The 24,860-nt window shown below is 66.0% G+C and carries 27 protein-coding genes, 1 tRNA gene and 1 pseudogene; 8 read left to right on the top strand and 21 right to left on the bottom strand.

The annotated features are described in order from the left end of the window. Positions 1 to 9: 9 nt before the first annotated feature. Positions 10 to 1,173, top strand: a complete 1,164-nt coding sequence (locus HH800_RS03915; RefSeq protein ID WP_169860242.1) for an MFS transporter — start codon at positions 10 to 12, stop codon at positions 1,171 to 1,173. Between the two features lie 3 nt (positions 1,174 to 1,176). Here the strand turns inward: HH800_RS03915 and HH800_RS03920 are convergent, their stop codons facing one another. Further along, positions 1,177 to 4,176, bottom strand: a complete 3,000-nt coding sequence (locus HH800_RS03920) for a ligand-binding sensor domain-containing protein (protein WP_169860243.1) — start codon at positions 4,174 to 4,176, stop codon at positions 1,177 to 1,179. 75 nt (positions 4,177 to 4,251) lie between these two features. Between HH800_RS03920 and HH800_RS03925 the strand changes: the two genes are divergently transcribed. After that, positions 4,252 to 4,833 carry a helix-turn-helix domain-containing protein gene (locus HH800_RS03925; RefSeq protein WP_169860244.1) on the top strand — a complete coding sequence of 194 codons (582 nt, stop codon included), beginning with the start codon at positions 4,252 to 4,254 and terminating at the stop codon, positions 4,831 to 4,833. Next, on the top strand, positions 4,830 to 5,405 hold the full coding sequence (locus HH800_RS03930) for a TMEM175 family protein (protein ID WP_017499794.1): 576 nt from the start codon (positions 4,830 to 4,832) through the stop codon (positions 5,403 to 5,405). Before HH800_RS03925 ends, HH800_RS03930 begins: the two co-directional genes overlap by 4 nt. A gap of 3 nt (positions 5,406 to 5,408) precedes the next feature. On the opposite strand, the gene HH800_RS03935 is transcribed toward HH800_RS03930, so the two are convergent. The 14 genes and pseudogenes from HH800_RS03935 to rutB all read right to left on the bottom strand — a co-directional run bounded on the left by HH800_RS03935 (position 5,409) and on the right by rutB (position 17,518). Continuing rightward, positions 5,409 to 6,110 carry a YoaK family protein gene (locus HH800_RS03935; protein ID WP_169860245.1) on the bottom strand — a complete coding sequence of 234 codons (702 nt, stop codon included), beginning with the start codon at positions 6,108 to 6,110 and terminating at the stop codon, positions 5,409 to 5,411. 20 nt (positions 6,111 to 6,130) lie between these two features. Continuing rightward, complete coding sequence (locus tag HH800_RS03940) at positions 6,131 to 7,507, bottom strand: alginate export family protein (protein WP_169860246.1); 1,377 nt, start codon at positions 7,505 to 7,507, stop codon at positions 6,131 to 6,133. Next, positions 7,500 to 7,928, bottom strand: coding sequence for a DoxX family protein (locus tag HH800_RS03945; RefSeq protein WP_169860247.1), 429 nt, complete (start codon positions 7,926 to 7,928; stop codon positions 7,500 to 7,502). Before HH800_RS03945 ends, HH800_RS03940 begins: the two co-directional genes overlap by 8 nt. A gap of 1 nt (position 7,929) precedes the next feature. After that, positions 7,930 to 8,820, bottom strand: coding sequence for a VOC family protein (locus HH800_RS03950; protein WP_169860248.1), 891 nt, complete (start codon positions 8,818 to 8,820; stop codon positions 7,930 to 7,932). Positions 8,821 to 8,955: 135 nt separating this feature from the next. Then, positions 8,956 to 10,800, bottom strand: coding sequence for an amidohydrolase (locus tag HH800_RS03955; RefSeq protein WP_169860249.1), 1,845 nt, complete (start codon positions 10,798 to 10,800; stop codon positions 8,956 to 8,958). 80 nt (positions 10,801 to 10,880) lie between these two features. Further along, positions 10,881 to 11,141, bottom strand: coding sequence for a XapX domain-containing protein (locus tag HH800_RS03960; RefSeq protein WP_097383020.1), 261 nt, complete (start codon positions 11,139 to 11,141; stop codon positions 10,881 to 10,883). 22 nt (positions 11,142 to 11,163) lie between these two features. Next, on the bottom strand, positions 11,164 to 12,000 hold the full coding sequence (locus tag HH800_RS03965; protein ID WP_169860250.1) for an alpha/beta fold hydrolase: 837 nt from the start codon (positions 11,998 to 12,000) through the stop codon (positions 11,164 to 11,166). 94 nt (positions 12,001 to 12,094) lie between these two features. Continuing rightward, positions 12,095 to 12,754 carry a hydrolase gene (locus HH800_RS03970; protein ID WP_010338169.1) on the bottom strand — a complete coding sequence of 220 codons (660 nt, stop codon included), beginning with the start codon at positions 12,752 to 12,754 and terminating at the stop codon, positions 12,095 to 12,097. A 230-nt stretch (positions 12,755 to 12,984) separates the two neighbouring features. Further along, the gene (locus HH800_RS03975; RefSeq protein ID WP_017499786.1) at positions 12,985 to 13,647 is read right to left on the bottom strand and encodes a response regulator; all 663 of its coding nucleotides are present in this window, start codon (positions 13,645 to 13,647) and stop codon (positions 12,985 to 12,987) included. A gap of 50 nt (positions 13,648 to 13,697) precedes the next feature. Next, positions 13,698 to 14,288 carry a M17 family peptidase N-terminal domain-containing protein gene (locus HH800_RS03980; RefSeq protein WP_169863229.1) on the bottom strand — a complete coding sequence of 197 codons (591 nt, stop codon included), beginning with the start codon at positions 14,286 to 14,288 and terminating at the stop codon, positions 13,698 to 13,700. A gap of 191 nt (positions 14,289 to 14,479) precedes the next feature. Beyond that, on the bottom strand, positions 14,480 to 15,574 hold the full coding sequence (gene rutA / locus HH800_RS03985) for a pyrimidine utilization protein A (protein WP_169860251.1): 1,095 nt from the start codon (positions 15,572 to 15,574) through the stop codon (positions 14,480 to 14,482). Between the two features lie 4 nt (positions 15,575 to 15,578). Next, complete coding sequence (rutD, locus tag HH800_RS03990) at positions 15,579 to 16,361, bottom strand: pyrimidine utilization protein D (protein ID WP_169860252.1); 783 nt, start codon at positions 16,359 to 16,361, stop codon at positions 15,579 to 15,581. Next, positions 16,354 to 16,736, bottom strand: a pseudogene (gene rutC / locus HH800_RS03995) (pyrimidine utilization protein C). The gene rutD and the pseudogene rutC overlap by 8 nt, the downstream one beginning before the upstream one ends. Beyond that, positions 16,736 to 17,518 (bottom strand): pyrimidine utilization protein B, encoded by a 783-nt coding sequence (gene rutB / locus HH800_RS04000; protein WP_235682013.1) that lies wholly within the window; start codon positions 17,516 to 17,518, stop codon positions 16,736 to 16,738. Before rutB ends, rutC begins: the two are co-directional and overlap by 1 nt. Between rutB and HH800_RS04005 the strand changes: the two genes are divergently transcribed. The 5 genes from HH800_RS04005 (at position 17,517) to HH800_RS04025 (ending at position 21,031) form a co-directional block, all read left to right on the top strand. After that, a complete protein-coding gene (locus HH800_RS04005; protein WP_169860253.1) occupies positions 17,517 to 17,702 on the top strand; it encodes a hypothetical protein in 186 nt (61 codons plus the stop codon). The two genes, rutB and HH800_RS04005, sit on opposite strands and share 2 nt — an antisense overlap. 184 nt (positions 17,703 to 17,886) lie before the next feature. Continuing rightward, positions 17,887 to 18,771: a LysR family transcriptional regulator gene (locus HH800_RS04010; protein ID WP_235682014.1), complete on the top strand. Its 885-nt coding sequence runs from the start codon at positions 17,887 to 17,889 to the stop codon at positions 18,769 to 18,771. 127 nt (positions 18,772 to 18,898) lie between these two features. Further along, a complete protein-coding gene (locus HH800_RS04015; RefSeq protein WP_169863231.1) occupies positions 18,899 to 19,870 on the top strand; it encodes an alpha/beta hydrolase in 972 nt (323 codons plus the stop codon). Between the two features lie 61 nt (positions 19,871 to 19,931). Further along, positions 19,932 to 20,561 (top strand): pyridoxamine 5'-phosphate oxidase family protein, encoded by a 630-nt coding sequence (locus tag HH800_RS04020; RefSeq protein ID WP_169860255.1) that lies wholly within the window; start codon positions 19,932 to 19,934, stop codon positions 20,559 to 20,561. After that, a complete protein-coding gene (locus tag HH800_RS04025; protein ID WP_169863232.1) occupies positions 20,561 to 21,031 on the top strand; it encodes a DUF1348 family protein in 471 nt (156 codons plus the stop codon). The genes HH800_RS04020 and HH800_RS04025 overlap by 1 nt, the downstream gene beginning before the upstream one ends. Positions 21,032 to 21,105: 74 nt before the next feature. Here the strand turns inward: HH800_RS04025 and HH800_RS04030 are convergent. The 6 genes from HH800_RS04030 to cyoC form a co-directional block, all read right to left on the bottom strand. After that, positions 21,106 to 21,179 (bottom strand) — tRNA-Gly (locus tag HH800_RS04030). Between the two features lie 64 nt (positions 21,180 to 21,243). After that, the gene (locus HH800_RS04035; protein ID WP_037519121.1) at positions 21,244 to 21,777 is read right to left on the bottom strand and encodes a response regulator transcription factor; all 534 of its coding nucleotides are present in this window, start codon (positions 21,775 to 21,777) and stop codon (positions 21,244 to 21,246) included. Then, complete coding sequence (locus HH800_RS04040; RefSeq protein ID WP_169860256.1) at positions 21,767 to 23,101, bottom strand: ATP-binding protein; 1,335 nt, start codon at positions 23,099 to 23,101, stop codon at positions 21,767 to 21,769. The genes HH800_RS04035 and HH800_RS04040 overlap by 11 nt, the downstream gene beginning before the upstream one ends. Then, positions 23,098 to 23,823 (bottom strand): SURF1 family protein, encoded by a 726-nt coding sequence (locus tag HH800_RS04045; protein ID WP_169860257.1) that lies wholly within the window; start codon positions 23,821 to 23,823, stop codon positions 23,098 to 23,100. The genes HH800_RS04040 and HH800_RS04045 overlap by 4 nt, the downstream gene beginning before the upstream one ends. Next, the gene (cyoD, locus tag HH800_RS04050) at positions 23,820 to 24,236 is read right to left on the bottom strand and encodes a cytochrome o ubiquinol oxidase subunit IV (protein WP_017499771.1); all 417 of its coding nucleotides are present in this window, start codon (positions 24,234 to 24,236) and stop codon (positions 23,820 to 23,822) included. The genes HH800_RS04045 and cyoD overlap by 4 nt, the downstream gene beginning before the upstream one ends. After that, on the bottom strand, positions 24,233 to 24,856 hold the full coding sequence (cyoC, locus tag HH800_RS04055) for a cytochrome o ubiquinol oxidase subunit III (protein WP_004207842.1): 624 nt from the start codon (positions 24,854 to 24,856) through the stop codon (positions 24,233 to 24,235). Before cyoC ends, cyoD begins: the two co-directional genes overlap by 4 nt. Positions 24,857 to 24,860: the final 4 nt, after the last annotated feature.

The following is a 24,860-nucleotide window of genomic DNA, read 5'->3' on the forward strand; positions in this document are numbered from 1 at the left end:
AGGAGCATCATGAAGATCAATCCACCGCTGCTCGCGCTGGCGGCCGGTGCCTTCGGCATCGGCGTCACCGAATTTGCGCCGATGGGCCTGTTGCCTGTCATCGCCACCGACCTTGGCGTCTCCATCCCCGCCGCCGGCCTGCTCATCAGCGCCTATGCGATCGGCGTCATGCTGGGCGCGCCGCTGATGACGCTGACCACCGGCCGCTTGCCGCGCCGCACCCTGCTGATCGGCCTGGCCGCCATCTTCACGGTCGGCAATCTGATCGCGGCGCTCTCCACCAGCTATGCGATGCTGCTGTTCGCGCGCATCATCACCTCGCTCAACCATGGCGCCTTCTTCGGCGTCGGATCGATCGTCGCCGCCAGCCTGGTCCCGCCCCAGCGGCAGGCCGGCGCGGTCGCCGCCATGTTCATGGGGCTGACCATCGCCAATGTCGTCGGCGTGCCGCTGGCGACCTGGGCGGGTGAAGTCATGGGCTGGCGTGCGGCCTTCTGGGGCATCGCGGCGCTGGGCGTCCTCACCATCGCGGCATTGCGCCTGACCCTGCCCGACATGCCGGCCCCGACCGAGGGCGACGCGCGCTCCGAACTCCGCGTGCTGATGCGCGGGCCGGTGCTCGCCGCGCTCGGCCTCACCGTGGTCGGCGCCAGCGCGATGTTCACCGTCTTCACCTATATCACGCCGATCCTGCGCGATCAGACTCATGGCTCGATCGGCTTCGTGACGGCGATGCTGGTGCTCTATGGCGTGGGTCTCACCATCGGCAATTGGCTGGGCGGACGCTTTGCCGACCGGTCGGTGGACAGGACGCTGATCGTGACTCTCGCTGCGCTGACGGCGATCCTCATCGCCTTCGCCTTTGCCATGCCCTTTGCCGGGTCGACGGCGGTGCTGATCTTCCTGTGGGGCATTGCCAGCTTCGCGCTGGTGCCGCCGCTGCAGGTGCGGGTGATGAGCGCGGCGGCCGATGCGCCCAATCTGGCATCCTCGATGAACATCGGCGCCTTCAACCTGGGCAATGCGATCGGCGCGGCGCTGGGCGGCGCTGTGATTGCCGCCGGCCTCTGCCTGCCGTTCGTCGCGATCGCCGGGGCCGCTGCGTCCAGCCTCGGGCTGATTGCGCTGCTGCTCAGCCGCCGCAGCGGCGCGCCGCGTGCCGCCACCGCCTGACGCTCACAGATAGGCGACACGGGCCGGCACGGTCACGCGGATGGTCGTGCCGGTCCTGGTGGTGGAGATGATCTCCACCGCGCCATCCATCCGTTGCGCCCGTTCGCGCATGCCGACCATGCCATAATGGCCTTCGCGCGATCCGGCCGCCAGCACCGCTGCGGACAGGCCGATGCCATCATCGATGATCGCCAGCGACAGCCGGTCGGTGCCATGATGCAGCTCGACGATGATGGTCCGCGCCGCCGCATAGCGCAGGCTGTTGCTGATCGCCTCGCGTGCGATCCGCATCATCTCGTCGGCGAGCGGGGCGCAGACCAGCCGCACGGTGCCGGCCTCCTCGACGCGCCAGTCCAGCCGGTCGCCGACCATCTCGTCCAACAGCGCGCGCAGACGGACCGCCATCGCCACCGGCTGCAATTCCTGTCGCAGCGAATGGACCCGCTCGCGACTGTCGACCAGCACATCCTCGGCCCGGTCGAGCGCACCTTCCAGCTCGGTGCGGGCGCGTTCGCCGCGCGGCAGCAACTCGACCACCGCCTGGAAGCGCAGCATCAGCCCCTGGAACCCCTGCAACAGCGTGTCGTGCAGTTCCCGTGCGATCCGTTCGCGCTCGGTCAACTGCGCCTCGACCCGGCTGCGTGCCCGTTCGGTCACGACATGCAGGCGCCGGCGGTAGAGCAGCCAGCCGGCCAGCAGGATCAGGCTGACGCACAGGATGCGGAACCAGCGCGTCTGGTAGAAGGCTGGGGCGATCTCGAACGCGAGTGCTGCGCCCTGCCTGTTCCATACCCCGTCATTGTTCGCCGCGATCACATGGAAGCGATATTGGCCCGGCGCCAGATTGGTATAGAGCGCCTGCCGCTCCGTCCCGGCATCGAACCAGCCGGTGCCGCTGCCCTCCAGCCGATAGCGGAAACGGTTCTGCGCCGCATCGGTCAGGCTGAGGGCGCTATAGTCGATCTGCACCCGGCCGCTATGGGCGGGCAGGGCGATGTGGCCCGCGGCCAGCGGATAGGCCTTGCCATCGACCCGCAGCGACCGGATCGCCACGGGCGGCGGCACGCCATTGCGAGCCAGCCGGGCAGGGTCGGTCCAGGCCAGGCCCTGATCGGTGGCGAACCAGAGCTGGCCGTCGCGATCGAGGGCGATGTCGTTCGCCTCGAACAGGTTGGATCGCGCCCGATAATCGGCTTCCCGGCCGACCCGCTGATAGGGGATGGGGCGATCGGGCTGGGCAAGGCCCTTGTCCAGCGCATCGCTGCGCATCCGCACGATACCGGTTGCGCCGTTGATCCAGGTCCAGCCATCGGCGGTGCGGGCGATGCCGGTAATCCCGGCCAGATAGGGATGGGTGCGTTCGCCCAATGACTGCAACCGGCCGCCCTTCAGGCGCGCCAGCCCCTTCATCCCGCCGATTAGCCAGCTTTCGCCATCCGCGCGCAACGTCAGGATCGATCCGATCGGGCTGGTCCCGGCGGGCAGCAGCGCCGTCTCCTCGCCATCGCGAATGCGCAGCAGCCCGCGCCGGCTGCGCCCGGCGATCAGGCCGCCATGCCCATCGGCGCGCAACAGGGTGATGGTGCCGCCCGGCTGCCCCGCCGCGCCGCTCGCCGGCACCAGCCGCCCGCCGTCCAGCCGGTAGAGCCGGTCCATCCCGGTCCAGAACTGTCCGCGATCGTCGCGTGCGCAACTGACCGACAGCGGCCCTTCGACCGACGTCGTGCGGCGGACATCGCCGCGGTCGTTCAGGTCGAGCAGGAAGGCGCCTTCCAGGCTGATCGCCAGCAATTGCCGGTCGTCGCCGCACAGCACGCCAATGTCGGCGCGCGGGAAGATCAGCCGGGGCTGCCGCTGGCCCGGCCCGACGCGGTACACGCCGCCGATACCGGCATAGAAGATATGGGCCGATCGCGGCGGCGCGACGAAGCCGGTCACCAGCGCCTCCTCGCCCGCGCCGATCAGGCTGGCGGCGGCATAGCGTTCCACCCCGGTCTCGGTGCCGACCCAGATATTGCCTTCCCGGTCCTCCAGCGCGGCGAGCGACAGCGGCATGTGCCCGGCCGCGACCTCGACCTTGTCGCCGCCCGCAGGAAGCCGCGCCAGGCCGCCATTCTGACCGGTAATCCAGGCCGTGCCCTGGCGATCGACATGGATATGGCGGGTGACATAGGGGGTGTTGACGGGATCGAGCCGGGCCGCGGCCTGCCCGCCGGAAATCGGCCGGATGCCGCTGTCGTCCGCCAGCCAGATCCGGCCCGCCTTGTCCTCGTCCAGCGCGGCGAAGGGGGCGACCTGCATCGCCAGCGGGGCGAAGCGGGCGGCGCCGGGCGCCAGCCGCAGCAGGTGCGGCGGCAGGGCTAAGTAAAGGCTGCCGTCCGACGCGGCCAGCATCGGCCCCATCATGCCGTCAGTCACGCCCTGCTGCGCGCCATAGCGGCGCCAGCGACCATGCTGGTAACGCGACAGCAGCATCTTGCCGCGCGCTTCGGCCGCGACCCAGATTGATCCGTCGCGCGCTTCCACGATGCCGGCGACGCCGCCCTGCGCCGGCCAGGGATTGGAGTCGCGCAGATGGCCGTCGCGATAGAGGGCGATGCCGCCGAAATCATGGCCGACCCAGATGTCGCCATTGCGCGCCGCCAGCAGGGCGGTGACCTGCAAGGATCGGCGCGGGTCGTCGCGATCGGCCAGCATGCGCTCGAACCGGATGCCGTCAAAGCGGTAGAGGCCGGTCGAAGATCCCAGCCACAGATAGCCGTCCTTGCCCTGCGCCAGCGCACGGACATTGCCCGGCGCCCCGTCCTTCAGCGTCCAGCGGCTGTGGCGCAACTGGCTGATCGACTGGCTCGGGTCCAGCGCCTGCCCCGGCTGGGCCAGCAGCATGGCCGCGATCGCCGTGATGATCGCCCGGCATTTCATGATCTTCTGCTCGGTCGCGACATGGGGGCCTTGGGGCGGGAGGAACCGACAGCCGTAGCGCTGCGGGCCGATGCGATACAAGCCCCCCGTTAGAGGGACGCTCGCCCCCTCCATCCGGGCTTTGGGAAATCGTGACGCAGCCGCATCATTCCCGCCATGCCGGATATCGCCAGTCTCAACCCCCGCCCCAACCTGCCGCACCGGTTCGACGCCGCGCCGCTTCTGGACCTGCTGACGCGGGCGCAGATGCTGCTGCATCGCGACCCCAACCGGGCGGACCTGTGCCTCGATCAACTGCGCGACCTGCTGCGGCAGGGCACGGATGCGGAAGACGGAGTCGCCATGCTGGCCCGACGTCCTGACAGCCATTGCCCACCGCCGACCGGCGGGCTGGCCGGCTGGCAATTGCGCAGGGTCACGGCCTATGTCGAGACGCGGCTGGGCCGCACGCTGGTGACGGAGGAACTGGCGCTGGTGGCGTGCCTGAGCCCCGGTCATTTCTGCCGCGCGTTCAAGGTCAGCATGGGCGAAACGCCGCATGCCTATGTCATCCGCCAGCGCATCCGCCGGGCACAGCGGCTGATGCTGGAAACCGGCCACAGCCTGTCGGACATCGCCAGCGCATGCGGCCTGACCGACCAGGCGCACCTGACCCGGCTGTTCAAGCGGCTGGTGGGCACCACGCCGCTGTCCTGGCGCCGGACCTGGCAGGGATCGCCATTGGCGGCACAGGCATGAACAGCAAGAGGCTGGAGGCGTTCACCGACGGGGTGATCGCGATCATCATCACCATCATGGTGCTGGAACTGAAGGTGCCGCGCGGCGGATCGCTCGCCGATCTTGCGCAATGCCTGCCGCTGCTGATCGCCTATCTGCTCAGCTTCGTGAATGTCGGCCTCTACTGGAACAATCACCATCATCTGTTCCAGCTCAACCCGCGCATCGACGGGCGGGTGCTGTGGGCCAATCTCTTCCTGCTCTTCTGGCTCAGCCTGGTCCCGTTCGTCATCCGCTGGCTGGACGAGAGCGCCTGGTCGACCGGAGCGACGGCGGCCTATGGCATGGTGCTGGGTGCGGCGGCGATCGGCTATTTCCTGACCGAACGGGCGATCATCGCCTGCAATGGCGCAGGCTCCAGGCTCGCCCGCGCGCTCGGCATGGACTGGAAGGGGTGGGGAACGCTGGCCATTTATGGCGCGGCCATTCCCCTGAGCTTCGTCAGCCGCTGGCTGGCGGTCGCGCTCTATGTGCTGGTCGTCGCGCTCTGGTTCGTGCCCGACCGGCGGTTCGCGCGGGTGGCGCTGCCCTGATCTTCAGCCCCCGTGGGGCAGGGCGGCGGCCGGGTGGCGGACGCAGAGCAGGGTGCCGACCAGCACGATCGCGCCCGATACCAGCAGCGGCAGCGCCAGCCCCATATGCACCACCATCAGCGCGCCGGCCGCCGCGCCCGCGAAGATGGCGACGATCGCCGCGATCCGCCGGCCAAGATTGGGATTGGCGCCGCCCGCCAGGCTGGAATCCGCCGCAATGCCGGTGACGGTCAGGGTCAGCACGGTGGTGGTAAGGTCGGGCACCTTCAACTGCCGGATGGTGGCGTTGCGAAAGCCCATCGCGATCGCGGTCAGGCTGATGATCGCGAACAGGCCGGCGGCGGGCTGGAGCGTGGGCACATGGAAGTTCAGCGCGACCACCGCCGCGATCCACAGCAATGCCGCTTCGATCAGCGCGGCGACCGTCAGCCAGTGGCGCAGCGGGCGTTTGCCCAGCCCCTGGCCGACCCGGCCGGCGATCAGCGCGCCGATGAAGAAGGTCAGCAGCGCGACCAGATAGGGCGCCACCCTGAAGCCCGGCGTCTGTGCCGCAGCGAAGCCCAGGAACACGACATTGCCGGTCATGTTGGCGGTGAACACCTTGCCCAGGCCCAGCACGCTGACTGCGTCGACCAGGCCGGTCGTCGCCGACAGCAGCAACAGCAGGCCGGGCAGGGGGGATGCGCTTTGGGACGCTGGCGGCATGATGATGCTCCTCACAGGATCTAGAAACGGAAATTGGCTTCAAGGCCGGTCATGGCGATGGTTTTGGCCGGGCCGGTCTGGCGGATGAAGGCGCCCGGCGCGAAAAGAGACAGGGAAGTGGACAGTTCCAGTTCCGGCGTGGCCTGCCAGGCGAGGGTCGCTTCGGCTTCCTTGCCGATGAAGCGGGCGCGGCTGTCGCCGGCGGCGCGGATCAGATTGCCGGGAATGTCGTAGACGCCGTCATTGCAGGCGTAACGCCAATAGGCCATGCCGGCGATGCTGGCGGAAAAGCCGTCGCCCAGCGGCGCGCTGATCCGGGGATTGAGGCTGACGATGTTGGTCGGCCCAACGGGCGAGAGTTCGCCGAAATATTTGCCCTTGGGGAAGAGCGCGTTGAACGTGCCCAGCCTGTCATCTTCGCTGTCACGATCGCCGCTCACGATGTTGAAGCGCAAGGTGGCGTCGGGCGACAGCGGCAGGTGGGGCAGGGTGCGGCCGACTTCGGTGCCGATCGTCCAGGCGGCGATGCGCTGCCGGTCATAATGGCCGAACTGATAGACGCCCTCGACATTCCAGTGCCAGTCGCCCCGCGCGCCATGCGAACGAAGGCCGAGACTGTGGCGCTCCTCCCGCCCGGTCAGCCCGCCGAAGCGCGCGGCGCGGTTGCGATAGCCCAGATAATAGAGGTCGAGATCCGGCAGCGTCGCATAGGCGCCCCACAGCCTGCGGGTGTCGGACGTGCGATCGTCGAAACTGGCGGGGCCGGGCTGGACCGGGTTGAGCAGGAACAGGTCGAGCGCGCGGCCCTCGCCAAGGGACAGGCTGCCGCGCACGCCGTCGAAGGCCAGCGGGGTGTTGGGACCATAGCGGGTGCCGACCAGCCTTTCGGTGCCGAGCGAAACCATCTGGCGCCCGGCGCGCAGGGTGACGGGGCCGGCGCCGACTTCGGCAAAGCCCTGGAGCAGGTCGAGCCGGCTCTGGTCGATCGGGCTGGCCGAGGGCGCAACACCGACCGCATGGCTGACGATCGGCTGGACAAAGGCACGGGCATGCAGCCGGTCCGGCGCGCCGACATGCAGGTCGGCATAGGGCATGGCCCGCGCCCATAAATAGCTGTCGTCGGGCGCATCGGCGCCGCCCCAGAGATTGTCGGCATAATTTTCGTTGCGCAGCCGCAGCTCGATGCCGGTGGACAGCCAGACATCGTCGCCCAGCGGGATATATTTGAACTGCCCCGTCCAGTGATGGCGGCGCTTTTGCGCGTCCGCCAGATCCGACCAATCCTCGTCATAGCGGGTGATCGACAGGGTCGGCGCCTGCCAGGCCTCCCGCGTCTGCGCGGCCAGCGGCGGGCAAGCGCAGAGCGAGAGGGTAAGGCAGACTGATTTTTTACACACGGCGCTGCGCCTGTTCGGCGACCAGCGCCGCCAGGATGAAGCCGCCGATCAGACCCAGATGCTCGAAAAAGGCATTGGTGGCCATGAACCGCTCCTGCCCCATCGGCATCGTCCAGAAGGCGTTGGCGGTGAAGGCGGCCAGCAGGGTGAAGACGCCCAGCATCCCCGCGCCCAGCCAGGCCATGCGGCCGGTCAGGATCAGGATCGGCCCGATCAGTTCGATCGCGATGGTGAGCGCCGCCCAGAGCGCCGGCGGTGTCATGCCGAAATGCGCCTGCTCGGCAACCGCCGCCGGCCAGTCCGCCAGCTTGACGATGCCGCCCAGCAGATAAGCGCCGACCAGCAGCAGCCGGGCGATGAACCAGGTCGGCTTCCAGTCGAGGATCGCGTCTACGAAGCGGGGATCGCGGTCGGCGCGCATCCTACTTCGCCTCGGGCGCATGAACTTCGGCGATATAGCCGCCGGGGAAGCGCAGGATCGCGCTCTGGCGACCGGCGATGCTCTGCGGCGCGACCAATGTTTCGACGCCGGCGGTCTTCGCCTTGGCCAGCGTGGCATCCATGTCGGCGACCTCATAGCCGGTCATGTCGCGGCCATAGGGCCAGGGGAGTTGGCCGTCCGAGACGAAGAGGGTCATCTTGCCATAGCCGCTCTCGATGGCGACGCGGCGGACGGTCTTGCCGGGCTGGCCGATTTCCTCGCCCTTGGCGGCGCGGTCGTCGGAGACGATCCTGCCATGGGCAAAGCCGGTCCAGTCCTTGATGAACCGGTCAGCGACGTCGGTGGTCAGGTAGATGCGGTTTTCCGGTATGGTGGTGAGGGCGGGATAGCTGGGCTTGGCGGTGTGCCAGTAAAGCTGCATGTTCACGCCGCCGGCCCATTGCACCACCACGTCGCGGCCGATGGGATCGGGGAAGGTGGTGATGCGGCGCACCGCGCCATGCTTGAGCGCGGAGGCGACGGCCGCGTCCATGTCGCTCACCAGATAGCCGGTCCGCTCATCGCCGAACGGATAGGGGATCGGCGTCTTGAAGCCGAAGGCGGAGACGGTGCCGGCCGGGGTCAGCGCCAGCTGCGACTTGGTCAGGCTGGGCGTCGGCGTCACCTGAAATTCGCCCTGTTTGGACGTGGTGCCGCCGAAGGTTGCGACGAAGCTGGTGACGAAGGCGTCGAACTGGCCTTCGGGCACATAGACATGGGTGGTGTCATATTGCGGGCCGACCGCATAATCGGCGCTGGCGGCGGGCTTTGCGATGGCGACCGGCATAGGCATCAGGACGGCGGCGGCGAATAGGAAGGCGAAGCGCTTCATGGACTATCTCCAGGCAGGAAGTCTTTCTCGTCATCCCCGCGAAGGCGGGGATCCATCTCCGGGCGTTGCGCCGTCGGGCTTGGTTGCGAGATGGATTCCCGCTTGCGCGGGAATGACAATGATTTGCGGTTATCGTCAGACGGCCCAGCAGCCGCAGCCGAGCGATCCCCAGAAGGTCTGGACATCGGCGGCCGGCACATCGGCGCCCAGCGCCGCGGCATGGTCATGGCCATGGACGCCACAGGCCGAATGGCAGCCACAGGCCGACGCCAGCTGCGCGCGCGCCTCGCGGGTCTTGTGATAGCCGCCGAAGGTGGCGACCGGCGACCAGTCGGGCATGGGCTTTGGCAAATCAGGCGCGAGCGGGGCATAATCGCCCTCGCCATGGACCACCTTGCCGCCGAGCAGGGTCAGGACCGATCGGATGTGGACGATCTGATCCTCCGGTACCGCAAAATAGTCGGCCGACAGCAAGGCGAGGTCGGCCAGTTGCCCGGCCTTGATCTGCCCCTTCTTGCCGATCTCGTTGGAGAACCAGGTATTTTCATGCGTCCACATCGCCAGCGCCTTTTCCCGGCTGACGCGATTGTCGCCGCGATAGAGAGCAAAGCCGCCAACGGTGCGGCCGGTGACGAGCCAGCTCAAGGATACCCACGGATTGTAGCTGGCGACGCGGGTGGCGTCGGTGCCGGCGCCGACCGGGATTCCCGCCGCGATCATGCGGGAAATGGGCGGGGTGCGCTCGGCCGCCTTGGCGCCATAGCGTTCGACGAAATATTCACCCTGATAGGCCATGCGATGCTGCACGGCGATGCCGCCGCCCAGCGCGGCGATCCGGTCGATATTGCGGTCACTGATGGTTTCGGCATGGTCGAAGAACCAGTTGATGCCCTGAAGCGGGATATCCCGGTTTACCTTCTCATAAACGTCGAGGGCACGGCCGATCGTCTCGTCATAGGTGGCATGCAGGCGCCAGGGCCATTTATGCTCGGCCAGCAGGCGGATGACCGGCTCCAGATCGCCCTCCATGCTGGGCGCCATGTCCGGCCGGGGCTGGCGGAAATCCTCGAAGTCGGCGGCGGAATAGACCAGCATCTCGCCCGCGCCATTGTGGCGATAGCGGTCATCGCCCTGGCCCGGCTTCACCTGCTTCACCCAACCGGAGAAATCGGCCAGCTCTTCCTTGGGCTTCTGGGTGAAGAGATTATAGCTGATGCGGACGGTCAGTTGATCGTCCTGATGCAGCTTCTCGATGATCTCGTAATCGTCTGGATAATTCTGGAAGCCGCCGCCCGCGTCGATCACGCCGGTCACGCCCAGCGCGTTGACGTCGCGCATGAAGTGGCGGGTCGAATTGAGCTGATAGTCCTGCGGCAGCTTGGGCCCCTTGGCCAGGGTCGAATAGAGGATGGTCGCATTGGGCTGGGCCAGCAGCAGGCCGGTCGGGGTGCCGGCCGCGTCGCGGACGATCTCGCCGCCCGGCGGGTTGGGCGTGTCCTTGGTATAGCCCACGACGCGCAGCGCGGCGGCGTTGAGCAGCGCGCGATCATAGAGGTGCAGGATGAAGACCGGCGTGTCGGGCGCGACGGCGTTCAGTTCGGCGATGGTCGGCAGGCGCTTTTCCGCGAACTGATGTTCGGTGAAGCCGCCGACCACGCGCACCCATTGCGGAGCGGGGGTACGGGCGACCTGGCTTTTAAGCATATCCATCGCCTCGGCCAGCGTCGGCACGCCGTCCCAGCGCAGTTCCATGTTGAAATTCAGGCCGCCGCGAATGATGTGCATATGGCTATCGATCAGGCCGGGGATCAGGCGATGGCCCTTGGCATCGATCACCGTTGCGTCCGGCGCGGCGGCGCGCACCTCCGCCTCGCTGCCCACGGCCAGGAACTTGCCGTCGCGGATGGCGACCGCTTCCGCCACCGGATTGCTCCGGTCCAGGGTCGTCACCTTGGCATTGACGATGATCGTGTCGGTCATGGGGCGGTCCTTGGCTTGAGCAGGAAAGGGGGCGAGAAGGGCGGAGGCGGCCACCCCGGCCATGGCGTCGCGGCGGGTAATCACGCGTCGCCCTTTTGATTGTCGGCCCGATTGTTCGGGAGCGTGCCCAGTACATGGTCGCGGCATTCGTTGCGCACGAAGCGGGTCAGTTCATGGGCATCGGCCCAGCGCCTGGCGATCGGCACGATCTGTTCGCCGACCAATATGCCCAGCAGGCCTATCAGGGCCACTACCGGGGGCGCGGGCGAGCGCACCCCCAGCAGCGAATAGACGATGCCGACCAGGAGACCGGCGCCGAGGGAGAGAAGATAGACTTTCATCGCCGGTCTCCTGCGTCTGCGATCAGGCCTGGATGAAGGCGAGGATGTCGGCGTTCAGCACGTCGGCATTCACCGTCAGCATGCCGTGCGAATAGCCCTCGTAAATCTTGAGGGTCGCGTTCGGCAGGATCTGCGCCTGCAGCACGCCGGCATTCTTGTAGGGGACGACCTGGTCGTCATCGCCATGCAGCACCAGGGTCGGCACGGCGATCGCGGTCAGATCGTCGGTCTGGTCGGTTTCGGAGAAGGCCTTGATGCCTTCATAATGGGCCTTGGCGCTGCCCATCATGCCCTGGCGCCACCAATTGTCGATGACGGCCGGCTTCACGTCCGCGTCGTCGCGGTTGAAGCCGTAGAAGGGGCCGGCGGCGACATCGTGGAAGAATTGCGCACGGTTGGCGGCGAGGCCGGCGCGCAGCCCGTCGAACACGTCCATGGGCAGGCCGCCGGGATAACGGTCGGTCTTCAGCATGATCGGCGGCACCGAACTGACCAGCACGGCCTTGGCCACGCGGCCTTCGGGCAGGCCATGGCGGGCGACATAGGCGGCCACTTCGCCGCCGCCGGTCGAATGACCGATATGGATGGCGTTCCTGAGGTCGAGATGGCGGGCGACGGCGGCTGCGTCGGCGGCATAATGGGCCATGTCATGCCCTTCGCTCACCTGGGCCGAGCGGCCATGGCCGCGACGGTCATGGGCGACGACGCGATAGCCCTTCGACAGGAAGAACAGCATCTGCGCGTCCCAGTCGTCCGACGACAGCGGCCAGCCATGGTGGAACATGATGGGCTGGGCGTCCTTTGGACCCCAGTCCTTGAAGAAGATGTCGACGCCGTCATCCGTGGTCACGAAGCTCATGGGGATTTCCTTTGCTCGGGTGGGGAAAGGGGAGAGGGGAAGGGGCCGGCGGTGCATGGGGATAGGGGGAGGCACCGCCGGCCCCTGGCGCAGGTCAGTGGCCGCCTTCGGAGGCGCCGAACATGGCCTTCGCATATTTGATGCCCAGGCCGTATGCGCCGCCAAATTCCTTGGCGATGCCGGTGGTGGACTCATAGGTTTCGGTGCGCGCCCAGTCGCGCTGCAGTTCCAGCATATATTGGAGCGAGGTCATCGGCTTGGCGCCGAGCTGGATCATGCGCTGCACGGCGCGCTCATGCGCTTCCTCGCTGATGTCGCCGCAGGCGTCGGCGATGAAATAGACGTCGAAGCCCTGGTCGATCGCGGAGGCGACCGGGCCGACGATGCAGACGCTGGTCCAAAGGCCGGCGAAGATGATCCGCTCCTTGCCGATGCGGTTCACTTCCTCGATCACGGCGGCATCTTCCCAGGTGTTCATGCTGGTGCGGTCGAGCAGGGGCTGGCCGGGGAAGGCGTCGGTGATCTCGCTGAACATCGGCCCCGAAAAGCTCTTTTCGGCCACGGTGGTCAGGATGGTCGACACGCCGAACGACTTGGCGGCGCGGCTGATGAGGGCGGCATTATTACGCAGCAGTTCCGGCGCGATCGACTTGGTGGCGAAGGCCATTTGCGACTGGAAGTCGATCAGGACCAAAGTGTGGTCGGTCGGCGAGATGAGGGACTTGCCCGGCGTCGGCGTGGCGGTGATCGTCATGGGTCGGCTCCTTGGTTTCGAGCAGTCGTCGCTGCTGTGAAGACAGTGTTAGCCGGCGTGCCTGATCCGAAATATCCAGATAAAATGCACCGACTTGTTCTAAAAAATAGAAATGGTCAGTCACTGGCCTGACGCGCGCGATCATAGCTGTCCGTCGCCGCCCGATCTTGGATCAGGCTGACATGTTAGCGATCATTCCGATACAAAGGGGGCGCCCGCGCGCCGTGTCGTCAGAGGTCGATCAGTCCGCGCTTGATCGCCAGCGTCACCGCATGGGTGCGATCGGTCGCGTCGAGCTTCGAGAAGATCGACTTCATATGGCCCTTCACCGTCTCTTCGCTGATATCGAGTCGCGCCGCGACCTGCTTGTTGCTGTTGCCCCAGGCGGCCAGCGAAAGCACCGCGATCTCGCGTTCGGTCAGCGGGTCTTCCAGCACATGCAGGGCGATCGCGGTGGCGACGGTGGCATCGAGATGCTTGCCGCCCAGATGCACGGACCGGATTGCGTCGAGCAACTGCTTGCGCAGGCTGGCCTTGAGCAGATAGCCCATCGCCCCTGCGCGCAGCGCCTTGATCGCGCGGCCATCGCCCGAATAGGTGGTCAGCACGATGATCCGGGCGTCGGGATGGATGGCCCGGATCGCGGCGATCGCGTCGAGCCCCGGCATTTCCGCCATCTGCAGGTCCATCAGCACGATGTCGGGGCGCAACCGCGCATATTCCTCTACCGCGCGCCGGCCATTGTCCGCCTCGCCGACGATCCGCATGTCGGCCTGGGTCGCCAGCATCGCCCGCACGCCCTCACGCAGCAGCGCATGATCGTCCACCACCAGGATCGATATGGGGGCGATCGCAGGCTGCATGTCGTGGCTGTGGATCGGACCGGGCTGCATCGCGCCAGAGTGGCGTGTTCCGCTTCCCAAGTCCATGCGATAGTCGTGCCTCATCGCGGCGCGGCCGGCCATTGTGCGATGATCGTGCCCAGCACGTCGGCGGCGCTGTCGGGCTGGTCGAAGGTCCAGTTCAGGCCGGCGAACCGGCCGGGAGCGGGACCGGGAGAGAGATAGGCGTCCAGCGCCGCCAGCACGCCGGCCATCATCGCACGGGCGGCGGCGCGTTGCGCGACCTTCGTTGCCGCCGGATCGAGCAGCCGCAGCAGGCAGGCGATCGAACAGCTGTTGAGCCGGAGCGCCGCGCGCATCGCCACGGCGGCCAGCCGGCCCAGCCGTTCGGCATCCAGATCGTCGATTTCCCCCATGCCCACGATCATCAGCGACCGGCAGCGCACCGGCGGCGGCGGGCTGGACAGGATCATCGTCTCGCCGAACCTGCCGTCGAACAGGCCGCCCGCGCGCAATTGCGACAAGGTGCCTGACAGGGCGGCGTCGAGCGCGCAGGCGCCAGGATCGATCCGGCTCGTGGCGGACAGGACCGGCATGCCGCCGATCAGCAGATCGACATCGCTCGCGATCGCATCGACCGGCCCGGCGCGGAAGCGGACGGTGCGATATGTGCCGACGATCGGCGCATCCATGCTCGCCACCCTGTTGATCCTCCCGCCATGACGCAGCCATGCGGGTCGGCGTCTCCTTGGGTCACGCTAGAGGGACATGGCGCCCGCGTCGTGGCCAGGGCGCGCGGGATTTGGACAATTATGCGGAATTGCCGTGGTGGGAAAGGGGGAGGCGTGCATCCCGGCATCCCGGCTGCCAACGGCTTTGCTCGTTAACTTCTGTGGGAAGATTGGGAATGTCGGTCGCTTTCGGCGCGGCTCTTCATCAGCGGCTGGATGCGGGTGCCGAAGGCCTCCACCCCTTCCACGAAGTCGTCGAAGGTCAGCAGCACGCCGCCGGTATTGGGTACCTGCGCCATTTCGTCCAGCATCCGCGCTACGCTGGCATAGCTGCCGACCAGCGTGCCCATATTGATGTTCACGGCCCCTTCGGGCGCGGCCAGTTGGCGGACATTGGTGTCGGTGTTGACGGTGTCCTTCGCGCCCTGATCGGCCAGCCAGGCGATCGCCTCTATATCGACGCCGTCATTATAGCTTTGCCACTTGGCCATGGCTTCCTCGTCCGTCTCGGCCGCGATCACCATGATCAGCACGAACACCGACACGGCGCGGCCGGTCTGCGCCGCGAATTTTGCAAGCCGGTCATTGTTGAAGGCGAAGGCGGTGGGTGTGTTGACGCCCTTGCCGAGGCAAAAGGCATAATCCGCCCATTTGGCCGAGAAGGCGAGGCCCGCCTCCGATGATCCGGCACAGATGATCTTCATGTCCGCCTGCGGCTGGGGGCGGACCAGGCAATCGTCCATCTGGTAATAGCGGCCCTTGAAGTCCGAACGGCCGGTTTCCCATAGTTCGCGCAATATACCGGCATATTCGTCGAGCATGTCGTAGCGGTTGCGGAAATGCTCGTCGCCCGGCCAAAGCCCCATTTGCGTATATTCGGGCGGCTGCCAGCCGGTGATGAGGTTGAGGCCGAAGCGACCATGGCTGATGCTGTCGATGGTGTTGCACATGCGCGCGGCAAAGGCGGGCGGGATGATCAGCGTGGGACAGGTGGCGAAGATCCTGATCTTCTCCGTCACCGCAGCAAGGCCGGCCATCAGCGTGAAGCTTTCCAGCCCATATTCCCAGAATTGCGTCTTGCCGCCGAAACCGCGCAGCTTGATCATCGACAGCAGGAAATCGAGGCCATGTTTCTCGGCGCGCTGGGCGATTTCCTTGTTGAGGTCGAAGCTCGGCAGATATTGCGGGGCGTTCTCGCTGATCAGCCAGCCATTATTGTTGATGGGAACGAAAACGCCGACCTGCATGGCTTCAACTCCTGAGGAAGGGGAGGACGAGGCGATGGAAAGCATCCGGGTCGGTCACGTTGCAGGCGTGGCCGCCCCAATCGAAGCTGGCAGTCCTGGCCCATGCGATCGGCGCCGCGACATCGAGGGCGCTGGCATGAGGGACAAGAAAATCGTCGCGGGTGGCGATGGCCAGCACCTTGGCGACGGCCGTCAGGTCGAGCAGGTGCGGGCTATAGGCCTGCACGGCGGCGATCCGCTTTTCCATCGTGGCCGCGCCGGGGAAGGTGGCGAGATGATGCGCCAGTTCAGCCTTCAGCGCATCGTCATGGGCCGCGATCCAGTCCGGCGGGAACAGGAACAGCGGTTGCGCCCGCAGGAACGCCTCGACACCGGCATGGCGCAACAGGGCCAGCCGCGTTTCGAAGCAGCGGCGGGTATGGGGTGACAGTGTCCGCCAGCCGTTGATGACGATCAGGCTGTCGAGCCGAGAGGTCGCGATCGCCAGTTCCATGCCGATCGCGCCGCCCAGCGCATGGCCGATGAAATGCGCGCTGCCGATGCCCAGAGCATCCATCAGGGCGATGACGTCGCCCGCCATATCCTCGACCGAGGTGGTTTCCGGCAATGTCCGGTCGCTGCGGCCGGTGCCGCGATGGTCATAGGCAATGACGTGGAAATGCTCGGCCAGCGCCGGGATGTTCGGCGCCCAATAGCTGGCCGATCCGCCAAGCCCGCTCGACAGGATCAGCGGCGGGGCGTCCGCGCGCCCGTGGGTTTCATGATAGAGGCCGGCGGCCTCAGCCAAGATGCGCGACCGAGGCGATCTCGACCAGGCAATCGGGCTTCACCAGATCGCACCTGATGCAGTAGCGCGCCGGCTTGTCGCCGGGAAAATATTCGGCATAGACGGCGTTGAAGGCCGCGTAATCGCCCAGATCCTTGAGGAAGATATGGTTCATGGCGATGTCGGCCATGGTGCCGCCGGCTGCCTCGACCGTGATCCTGATGACGTCCAGCACATGGCGGGTCTGCGCGGCGGCGTCGCCGACATGCAGCACCGTGCCGCCTTCGCCCAGCGCCAGCACACCCGAGACATAGATCGTATCCCGGCCCTGACACCCGCCGAATAGGGGGCGATCGGGGTCGGGAACTGGGGCGGATTGATCGGTTCGAAGGGCATCAGATCTCCTTGGGCGGAAGCTGGCCGACGGCGGTGCGGAAATCGGCGACATTGCTCACCCAGCCGAAGAATTTCTCGACATTGTAAAGGCTCGCCTCGCGGATGAAATCCGGCCCCAGATGATGCACCGCATCTTCCAGCAGCACGCCGAAATATTCGAGATGGAAACCGTCGCGCAGGGTCGATTCCACGCAGACATTGGTGGCGATGCCGGTGAAGACCAGGGTACGGATGCCGCGTGCGCGCAGCACGCTATCCAGTTGCGAGTTGAAGAAGGCGGAATAGCGCGGCTTGTGGACGCGCAGATCGTTCTCGTGCGGCGCCAGCGCCTCCACCAGTTCATAGTCCCATCCGCCGCGCGCCAGGAATTTGCCCGCCAGGTCCGGCCGTGCCCGCATGGTCTTGAGCGCATTGGACTTGTGCCAGTTGGGAGACAGCGGCGTGCCGGCCTCCGTGTAGGCGGCGTCCCAGCCATTTTGCAGGAAGATCACCGGCATGCCGACGGTGCGCGCCGCGTCGAGGGCATCGGCGATCCGGGGGATGACGCCGGCGGCCGGGCCGACGTCGAAGCCGGCCTCGTCGACATAGCCGCCCTTGCTGGCATAGGCATTCTGCATGTCGACGACGATCAGCGCTGTCGTCGCGGCATCGAGCCGGATTGCTTCAGGGCGCGCCGGCAGCACCACGCAAGGGCCGGTACGGGACGGGGCGGGATCGACGATGGCTTCGCTCACCGGTGCAGGATTGAGCAGATGCACCCAATGGTCAAGCGCGGCCGTCATGGCGCCATCGGGCTTGTTCCTGCTTGTCGCATCGATTTCGCTTGGTCTTGCGGTCAGCGTCGCGCAGCAACTGGTTCCATTGGCTGCGCATCTGTCCCCGCCGGAAAAGCGCAGTGCATCGGTCAGCACGGTGATGTCCGGATTGCTGGTCGGCATCCTGCTCAGCCCTACCCTCGCGGGGTGATCGCGGCCCATTGGGGCTGGCGCGGATATTGCCCTGGTTGCCGCACAGGGACGGCCTGTCCTATCCCGTGCTGGCGGCGCCGCTGGCCGACCGCTTCCCGCAGGAAGATTGACCGGCCCGTGGCGTTGCGCGCACATCTGCGATCAGGTGACGTTCGGAGGGTATAGTGGACCGCTGGCAGGCCATGAAGATATTCGTCCGCGTGGCGGAAACCGGCGGTTTTGCCGAAGCCGCGCGGCAATTGCATCTGAGCCCGCCGGCGGTCACGCGGGCAATTTCCGCGCTGGAGGATGAGATCGGCGTGCGGTTGCTGACCCGGACGACACGATCGGTGAAGCTGACCGAGGCGGGGCGTGGCTATCTGGACGATTGCCGCCGCATATTGGCCGACATGGCGGATGCGGACGCAGCGGCAGCGGGCGCCCATGGCAATCCCACCGGCACGCTGATCGTCACCGGATCGGTGATCTTCGGCCAGATGTACGTGCTGCCGATCCTGCTCGACTATCTGGATCGCTTTCCGGCGGTGACCGGGCGCAGCCTGTTCGTCGACCGGCTGGTCAACATCGTCGAGGAGGGCATCGATGTCGCCATCCGGATCGGCCATCTGCCGGATTCGGAGCTCAGCGCCATTCGGGTGGGAACGGTGCGGCGGGTCATCTGTGGCGCGCCGGCCTATTTCGAGCAGCATGTCATGCCCCGGACCCCGGCCGACCTTGTCCATCATCGCATCATCGGCCCGACCGGGGCATGGGCCTCCCCCGAATGGCATTTCGGGCCGGAGGGCCGGAGCAGCGTCACCGTCCACCCCCAACTTTTCTGCAACACCAATGAAGCGGCGATCGCCGCTGCCGAGCAGGGCTGGGGGCTGACCCGCGTGCTGTCCTATCAGGTCGAGCCGGCACTGGCGGCCGGGCGGCTGGTCACGATATTGGACGAGCATATGGAAAAGCCGCTGCCGATCCATGTCATCCACGCTGAAGGGCGGCGGGCGGCGGCCAAGGTGCGCAGCTTCGTCGATCTGGCGGTCGATCGGCTGCGGGCCAATCCTCTGTTCCAGCAGGCATGACAATTATTCCATCATAAGGAATAATGACTTCCAGTTTTCCCGAATTATCAGGAATGAGGACAAGGATTATCTCTGTCTCCAGAAGCTGAAGCCCTTGCTCAGCGACCCCAACAGGGTGGAGGACATGATGAAGAAACTGGTCATTTCGATGCTGCTGGCGACCGCCGGCATCACTGCCTCGGCCGACGCGATCGCCGCGCCCGCCAGCGCCGTTGCCACGCAGCCCGCGGCCACCACGGTCCATTATCGCAGCGCCACGATCGATGGCGTCAAGATGTTCTATCGCGAAGCCGGCCCCGCCGACGGCCCGGTGGTATTGCTGCTCCACGGCTTCCCGACATCGTCGCACATGTTCCGCAACCTGATCCCGCTACTGGCCGACCGCTATCATGTGATCGCGCCCGACTATCCGGGCTTTGGCCAGAGCGACGCGCCCGACCATCGCCAGTTCACCTACAGCTTTGCCCATTATGCCGACATGGTCGACACGCTGATGGGCAAGATCGGCGCCCGGCGCTACGCCATGTATGTCCTGGATTATGGCGCCCCGGTCGGCTACCGCCTCGCCCTCAAGCATCCCGAGCGGGTCAGCGGGCTGATCGTGCAGAACGGGAATGCCTATGAGGAAGGGCTGGGCGCCTTCTGGGATCCGATCAAGACCTATTGGCAGAGCGGGTCGGCCAAGGATCGCGAGGCGCAGGCCTGGCTCGTCGGCCTCGACGCCACCAAATTCCAATATACCGATGGCGTGCGCGACCTGTCGCGGATCAGCCCCGACAATTGGGTGCAGGGCCAGGCCTTGCTCGACCGGCCGGGCAACAAGGATATTCAGCTCGACCTGTTCTACGATTATCGCACCAATGTGCCGCTCTACCCGGCATTCCAGGCCTTCTTCCGCGAACGCAAGCCGCCGACGCTGATCGTCTGGGGCAAGAATGACAAGATCTTCCCCGAACCCGGCGCGCATCCCTACAAGCGTGACCTGCCCGACGCGGAGATGCATATTCTCGATACCGGCCATTTCGCCCTGGAAGACAAGCTGGATGAAATGGCGCCGCTGATCCGCGACTTCCTCGATCGCAAGGTCGCGGTGCGCTGAACCCCCGGCGGGGCCATGGTGATGCATGGCCCCGCAACGGACGGATGATGGGAGATAGACCATGTCCTACGGTTTTCTGGATATCGCCACCACGCCGAGCGTCCGCGCGGCGCAGGCGGAGATGGGCGCGGACGCCCATTGGGCGGCGTTCAGTGGCAATCGCGCCTTTGATCGTTTCACCGACAATGAAGCCCATTTCCTGGCGGCCCGCGACAGTTTCTACATGGCAACCGTGTCGGAGGATGGCTGGCCCTATGTCCAGCATCGCGGCGGCCCGGCCGGCTTCCTCAAGCTGGTCGACGACCGGACGCTGGCCTTTGCCGACTATCGCGGCAACCGCCAATATATCAGCACCGGTAACTTGACCGCGAACGACCGGGCCTGCCTGATCCTGATGGACTATCCCCGCCGCGCCCGGCTGAAAATCTATGTCCATGTCGAGAAGCTGGCGCTCGATGCCGATCCGGCGCTCACCGATCTTGTCATGGACAAGGATTACAAGGCGCGGGCGGAACGCATCTTCCGGCTGCGGCTGGAGGCGTTCGACTGGAATTGCCCGCAGCATATCACGCCGCGCTTCACTGAGCGCGAGATCGAACAGGCGGTCCGGCCGCTGCATGAACGGATGGCGCAACTGGAAGCCGAAAATAGGGCGCTGCAGGATCGCCTTGCCAAGATGGGAGACGCATGATGGACAATGTGAGACCGCCGCTGCCACCCTTCACCCTGGAGAGCGCGACACAGAAGGTGCGCCTGGCCGAGGATGGCTGGAACAGTCGCGATCCCGCGAGGGTCGCCATGGCGTATACGCCGCTCAGCCAGTGGCGGAACCGGGCCGAGTTCGTCAATGGCCGCTCCGCAATCATCGCCTTCCTGACGCGCAAATGGCAGCGCGAACTGGATTATCGGCTGATCAAGGAATTATGGGCATTTGCCGACAACCGCATCGCGGTGCGCTTCGCCTATGAATGGCATGATGACAGCGGCAACTGGTTCCGCTCCTATGGCAACGAGAATTGGGAATTTGACGAGAGCGGCCTGATGCAGCGACGGCTTGCCTGCATCAATGATGCACCGATCAGCGCAGCCGACCGGAAATTCCACTGGACGCAGGGGCGCCGACCCGACGATCATCCCGGATTGAGCGAGCTAGGGATGTAGGATTGGCCTGCAGCAATCGCATCTTCCTTGGGGTGCGCCATTTTTACGCGCCATTTCAGATGCTTAGGAAAATCTGGAGCGGGTGAGGGGAATCGAACCCCCGTCGTCAGCTTGGGAAGCTGCTGCTCTACCATTGAGCTACACCCGCGTCTGGAGTGGCCATGGCATGGCCATGGAGCGCGGTCAACGGGGCTTGATGGACGCGCGCGAAATTAGCCGACCTGGCGTTTCGCCAGCTTGCGGGCGAGGGTGCGGCGATGCATCCCCAGACGCCGGGCGGTTTCGGAGATGTTGAAGTCGCAATCCTTCAGCACTTCGTGGATATGTTCCCATTCCAGCGTCTTGATCGATGTCGGGCGCGGCGCCAGCGGTGCGGCGGGGTCGCCGCCGGAGCGGGCGAAGGCGGCCTCGATATCGTCGGTGTTGGACGGCTTGGCCAGATAGTTGGTCGCGCCGAGCTTGATCGCCTCGACCGCAGTGGCAATGCTGGCAAAGCCGGTCAGCACCACGATCAGCATGTCGGGATCGTGGGCGTGCAGCGTCTGGACGCAGACCAGGCCCGATTCCGGGCCGAGCTTCAGGTCGACCACGGCATAGCCGGGGCGCTTGCCCTTGAGCACCTCCTCCAGCGCGCCATGGCTGGCGGCGGTCAGCACGTCATAGCCGCGCCGCTCGAACGAACGTTTGAGGGTCTTTGCAAAGGCCTCGTCATCCTCGACGATCACCAGCAGCCGTTCAGCTGTCATCTTCGCTGTCACTTTCCTCTTCCAGGGCGACGGTATCGAGCGGCAGGCGCAGCAGGATCAGCGCGCCGCCATCGGCGCCATTGCTGGCCGATACGCTGCCGCCCAGCTTGCGCACGACATTGACCACAAGGAAGAGGCCGAGGCCATGGCCTTCCTTGCCCTTGCTGGATCGGTAGGGCTTGCCGAAATCCTCCAGCATCGCCTGCGAAAAGCCGCTGCCATTGTCGCGCACGGCGATGTTGAGCGAGGCGCTGTCGCGTCCGACGAGCAGGTCGATATAGGTTGCGCCGGCCTCGCGCGCATTATCGAGCAGATTGCCGACCGCCTGGCGGATCACCGGATCGGCGATGATGCGCGGATAGTCATGCGGGCCGAAGTCGCAGCGCAGCGGCATGCCCGGATTGGCGCGGCGCCATTCCGCCGCAATCCCTTCGATGAAGTCGCGGACATTGGTGACGGCCGGCGCCTCGCCCCGCGCCTCGCCCGAGGAGAGGAGAATGCCGGTGACGATCGCCTTGCAGCGCAGGACCGCGCTCTGCATCTCGCCCACTTCCTCGACCAGGGCGGGATGCTCGGTGATTTCGGGCATGCGGCGCCAGTCGCCCAGCACCACGGCGAGCTGGGCGAGGGGGGTGCCCAGCTCATGCGCCGCGCCCGAAGCGAGCAGGCCCATGCGGACGATATGTTCCTCTTCCGCCGCATGCTGGCGCATGCTGGCCAGATAGGCTTCGCGGGCCTGAAGGTTGCGGTTGATCCGGGTGATGAACAGCACCAGCAGCACCGCGATCATGGTGAAACAGATCCAGGTGCCGATGATGTGCAGGTCGAACAGCCGCCCCGCCAGCCGGTCGCTCAGGTCGAGCGGGCGATAGTCGAGTGCCAGCAGGCCGGCGCACAGCGCAGACACGGCGGTGATGCCCCAGGCGCTCGCCCGGTCGAGCAGCAGCACGCCAAGCGCAACCTGGAGCAGATAGAGCGAGACGAAGGGATTGGTCGCGCCGCCCGACAGATAGAGCTGGGCGGTCAGCAGCAGCACGTCGAATAGCAGCGAGACCGACAGTTCGGCGCGGGTGATGTCGGTCCGGGGGCGGAGCGCCGCAAAGCTGGCGGCGTTGACCACAACGGCGACGGCCGCGACCAGCAGCATCGGGGCGAGGGGCAGGCGCACGCCCATCAGGAACTGGACGATCAGGATCGTCACCAGCTGCCCGGCGATCGCGATCCAGCGCAGCTGGATCAGCAGCGCCATATTCTTGCGACCGGCGGCATCGGCAGGCCACTGGCTGGGCAGCCAGCGGCGCCTGACGGCTTGGGTCTCGCTCATTCCGCGCTGTCTTCTGGATCCCGACGCATGAGGAAGATGTAGGCGCCTGCGACCATCGCCGCCAGTATGAACCAGGTGATGGCATATTGGAGATGGTTGTTGGGGAAGCGGACGACGGTCAGCCCGCTGACCGGCGCGGTGTCGGGCGCGCAATTGGCGCCGGCATCGACGAAATAGTCCGCGACCGGCGGGGCGACATGCTGCGCGGCGGCGATCGCGGCGACATCGCGCGAATACCAGCGGCCGGCGGCGGGATCATTGCTGCGCAGGAAACCACCCTTGGGTTCGGTCAGGCGCAGCAGGCCGACAATCTGGACCTTGCCTTGGGGCCGGCTGTAGCGGGTGCGATTGTCCTGCGGCACGAAGCCGCGATTGACCATCAGGGTGAAGCCGGCGTCGGTCACCAGCGGCGTCATCACCCAGAAACCGGGGCCGCGCACGGTGACGGCCTGGGTCAGCACCGCCTTGTCATGCAGGAAATGGCCCGATGCGGTGACGCGGCGATATTCGTCGTCGCTGGTAATGCTGCGGGGGGCGGGGACGGGCGCGGCATGGATGCGGGCGTCGACCCGTGCGATCAGGTCGCGCTTCCAGGCGAGGCGATAGGCTTGCCAACTGCCGAGCGCGCAAAGACCGGAAAACAGGATGAGGGCGATCAGCGTCAGGCCGATCGTAAAGCGCGGGGAGCGCCGGCGGCGCCCCCCGATCTTCGCGGATGTCACGGCATCTCGCTCATATTGTGCATCGCCGACATGTCGGCGTGCGGCATCATGTTCGCGTTGAGGTGGAACATGACCCACATCGAACCCGACAGCACGATGACGACCAGGACGATGGTCAGCATCATCGCCATGAACGACCAGCCGCCTTCGACGCGGGTGTTCATGTGCAGGAAGTAGATCATGTGGACGATCACCTGCACTGCGGCGAAGGCCATGATGACGATGCCGGTCAGCTGGGGATTGCCCAGCACGCCCGACATCACCAGCCAGAAGGGAATGGCCGTCAGGATCACCGACAGGCCGAAGCCGATCATGTAGCTGCCGAAGCTGCCATGCGATCCTTCTTCATGATGGTCATCGTGATGATCGTGCCCATGTCCGTGGGCGTCGTGGCTATGGACAGCGTCGCTCACCGCAGGACTCCCATCAGATAGACAAAGGTGAAGACGCCGATCCAGATGACGTCGAGGAAGTGCCAGAACATCGACAGGCACATCAGGCGACGCTTGTTGGCCGGGATCAGACCCTTCTTGGCCACCTGCACCATCAGCGTGATCAGCCAGATCGAACCGAAGGTGACGTGCAGGCCGTGGGTGCCGACCAGGGTGAAGAAGGCCGACAGGAAGGCCGAACGCCACGGACCCGCACCTTCATGGATGAGGTGCGAGAATTCGTAGAGTTCGATGAACAGGAACGCCCCGCCGAACAGGAGGGTGACGAACAGCCAGCCCTGGGTGGCGCTGATCCGGTTCTTTTCCATCGCCAGCATGGCGAAGCCGTAGGTGATCGACGAGAAGAGCAGCATCGCGGTGTTGAGCGCGATGAGCGGCAGGTCGAACAGATCCTTGGGGCCGGGGCCGCCGGCGAAGCTGCCGCCGAGCACGGCATAGGTGGCGAACAGGATGGCGAAGATGAGGCAGTCGCTCATCAGGTACATCCAGAAGCCCAGCATGGTGCTGTGGCCTTCGTGGAGGTGCGGCTCCTCGGGCAAATGATATGCCCGAGGTTCCGTGGTTGCAGTTGCGCTGCTCATGTCA

It is taken from the genome of Sphingobium yanoikuyae, from assembly GCF_013001025.1.
Classification (GTDB): domain Bacteria; phylum Pseudomonadota; class Alphaproteobacteria; order Sphingomonadales; family Sphingomonadaceae; genus Sphingobium; species Sphingobium yanoikuyae_A.